The 3,149-nt window shown below is 33.7% G+C and carries 4 protein-coding genes; 1 reads left to right on the plus strand and 3 read right to left on the minus strand.

The window, feature by feature from the left end:
- The 3 genes from F6K13_RS25495 to F6K13_RS25505 all read right to left on the minus strand — a co-directional run.
- Positions 1–449 (minus strand): helix-turn-helix transcriptional regulator (locus F6K13_RS25495; RefSeq protein ID WP_287288777.1); only part of this gene is annotated, 449 nt, incomplete at its 3' end.
- A 289-nt stretch (positions 450–738) separates the two neighbouring features.
- On the minus strand, positions 739–1,506 hold the full coding sequence (locus F6K13_RS25500) for a pseudouridine synthase (protein WP_124146258.1): 768 nt from the start codon (positions 1,504–1,506) through the stop codon (positions 739–741).
- 849 nt (positions 1,507–2,355) lie between these two features.
- Positions 2,356–2,490 carry a hypothetical protein gene (locus F6K13_RS25505; protein ID WP_282433604.1) on the minus strand — a complete coding sequence of 45 codons (135 nt, stop codon included), beginning with the start codon at positions 2,488–2,490 and terminating at the stop codon, positions 2,356–2,358.
- Between the two features lie 309 nt (positions 2,491–2,799).
- On the opposite strand from F6K13_RS25505, the gene F6K13_RS25510 reads away from it, so the two are divergent.
- Positions 2,800–3,149, plus strand: a 350-nt coding sequence (locus tag F6K13_RS25510) for a DUF2993 domain-containing protein (protein WP_287288779.1), incomplete at its 3' end; no start/stop codon positions are given.

Here is a 3,149-nt window from a genome sequence, read left to right on the forward strand (position 1 = left end):
TAACTAACTGACAATAAAACAATAGATAAATATAAGAAGTAGAGATGATGTGGTCGTAGCTGAGGTATTGATAGATTGAGGAGAGATTTTTTGCTAGTTTCTTGAGTTTTTTCAGTCGGAAACAGATTTGCTAATTGCTCTCCATTTAATCCCATAGCATCTGCATATCGCTTGATTAAACCTTGGATATAAACAGGCTCAGGTAGTTTTTCTAGATTACCTTCTTCTATAGCTTTTAGCAAATTAATTCTAATCATTGTTACTATTGCCACTCTTTCTAAACAAATAGAATGTTTCTCTCGAAATCTTTTTAATTTATATCCTATATCTACTAATGTTTGGTTTTGTTTTTCTTCAAAAGAAAGTTCCTTTTCTTGATGAAAGCGTTTGTTAAATGGTAATAAAAAGAAACTGTTTTTAATATTTTTTATTGCTGTAAAATTTACCATTGATTTAATTTATAAAAACTATTACTTTTGTCATAATGAGAGTGATACTGATAGGATAATAATTAATTTGTTGATATCAATAATATTCTTGATTTTCCGTCATCAATTTAATCATTAATTTTAATTTTATAACTCCTAAATATATTGCTCATACTATTGTTTCAAAAGCTTGATACTAGATGTATTGCGATAAAATCAGCAAGATTTATCTAGAAAAAATTATGAAATTCTATGTGGATGTTTTGCTTATTATACCCACTTAACTCCAACTCTTAAAACTCTCTAAGTTTTAGCTTAATTGAGAACTTTTATTGATTTGGTCATGCAAAAAGTTAATTTCAAAATCTTTTAGAGGTCGGTAATGACCACTAGGCAAAACAGACTCTCCAGGTACCTGCAACTGGATTTGGCCAATTGCAGTACGGTGTAGTTTCACAACAGGATGTCCTAATTTTTCTGCTACTCTACGAATTTGCCGATTTCTACCTTCAGAGATAACCACTTCTAAAAGAGTTTGAGAATTATTACTTTCTTCTAGGACTTTAACTCGAGCAGGTAAAGTTTTTTTACCAGATAAGATAATACCCTGACGCCACAATTTTAATGTCAATTCTTGGGGATGACCTTCTACCCATACTTGATAAGTTTTGGGAAGACAATGTTTGGGATGGGTCAAACAATATGTGACTCGACCATCATTTGTGAGGAGTAATGCTCCTGTAGAATCTGCATCTAAGCGTCCTACTGGATGAATCCCCTTTCCGTTTCTCAGTTCTGAACTTAGAATATCTAGAACCTTACTACGTCTACTAGGTTCCGAACAAGTGGAAATTACTCCTATCGGTTTATTGAGCAATAAATATATAGATTTAGGACGGTTTTCTGGTCGGAGGGGCAAACCGTCAACTTCAATGCTGTCCAATTCCGGATTGGCTTTTTCACCTAATGGGATAATTATACCGTTCACCCTTACTCGTCCAGCTATAATCATTTGTTCGGCTTGACGTCGAGAGGCTATTCCCCACTGAGATAATATTTTTTGTACTCTTTCAACCATATTTTTAAGTTCATCACTTTTGTCGATTCAGATTATTAGTCAATATATATAGCAATCATATTTCAGTTGTAAGATTTTAGTGGTAATCAGGAGTCAGCCCTTAAAAGTCAGAATATAAAAGGATTTTGATCGATCTTAATTGTTCTTAAATATCTCAAATATCTCATAAATCATTCCTGATTGCTATAGCAATCCTCAAAGCAACATATAGTTTTTAGCATTTTAATTTGAGATATAAACATAAAATCATATATTTGAAGGAGCGACTGAACAGCAAGTAGACCAGTTAAAGTTTGACAGAGTTCATAGTTTCTGGCAATAGAAAAAATGACAGTTGCTAAAGGCAATTCCCTCAAGGGATAAATAGAGCTAAATGTATAATTTTGAGTTATTAGGAGTTTTCTATCGCTCAATTAATCAAACTACTTGGAGTAAGCAGAATAACTTTTGACAATTGGTTAACTTGATGGGATAAAAGAGGGTTTTTCGGGCTATATATATTGAAAAGTAAGAGGCAGAAAAACTAAGTTAAGTCATTCTAGGCAGAGGAGTCGGGGAGTAAGGGAGTCGGGGAGTCGGGGAGTCGTGAGCATTTTATGCTTATGAGAATTGGTCTTGCTTACACCAAATTAATATAAAGTTGCATAGAACAATATTTTAATCAGGCGTTGCCTGTACATTAAAGAAAAACTTGTTAATAAATTTCATAATTAGGGCTTGCTGATTAAATCTAAAAGCATTGACATATAAAGACAAGTGCCTTTTTGGGGTCGAATTGCAGTGCGCCTGTTTCAGCTCTTCACGCTCATGCATGGAGCGTATTTTAGGCTCATAGTTGGGCAGAACAATTCAAGGGACAATTGTTACTCCTACCTCCTCGCTCATTCCCATTTCTCCCCTCCTGGGAGGGGTTAGGGGTGGGTTGTCTCCTACCCCTACTAAAAGACTTTTTCCGTAAACCCTAATTATGTGCCATCGACACACCCAATATCTACCACCTGGTAGTTTTCACTCATGTTGACTACAGTAAAAATTATAGATATACCTAAAGTTTAATAAGTTGCAGAAATAGTTGTATTCTATGTTAATGAAAACTGCTATAAATACCCGAAAAAAGTCCTAGAAAATTTAGAATTTTCCTACTTGGCCATTGCCTAGCCCGAAATTGCTAGATATACTAGCTATTTCAGAAGCTAATTTAGCTTGAAAAAGATACCAAATGGCTTCTATATAATATTCTCCGTCTCTGGAAATAATTACAAAACTGACTATACTAACCTAATGGTGTCTTTGATGAATAAAAATTTACCAGAAGTGAATCAAATTTCTGATTCTGATGTTGCTATTAGAAGTCAAGATGAAATATCAACTACAAGAAAAAGTAGAATTGTTAGTAGATTTTTATCCCCTGCATTGAAATTTTGGTTAAAATCTCAACTAGAACAGGTAGAACAATTAAAAGTTCTGATTGAAGGTGGTGATCGCCAAATTCTTACAGGTAAAATTCCGCAGGTTTCTGTTGCTGCTTCTAATGTGGTTTTTCGAGGATTAAATTTAACACAGATAGATTTATCTGCAACTGGAATTAAGATTAATATTGGTCAAGTTATCAAGGGTAAACCATTACAAATATTAGAATCTAG

The sequence above is a fragment of the Okeania sp. SIO2B9 genome (assembly GCF_010672505.1).
In the GTDB taxonomy this organism is placed as follows: domain Bacteria; phylum Cyanobacteriota; class Cyanobacteriia; order Cyanobacteriales; family Microcoleaceae; genus Okeania; species Okeania hirsuta.

Coding starts and splice junctions, on each gene's coding strand:
- F6K13_RS25500 (WP_124146258.1), bottom strand. CDS start 1,506: ATGGTTGAAAGAGTACAAAAAATATTATCTCAGTGGGGAATAGCCTCT.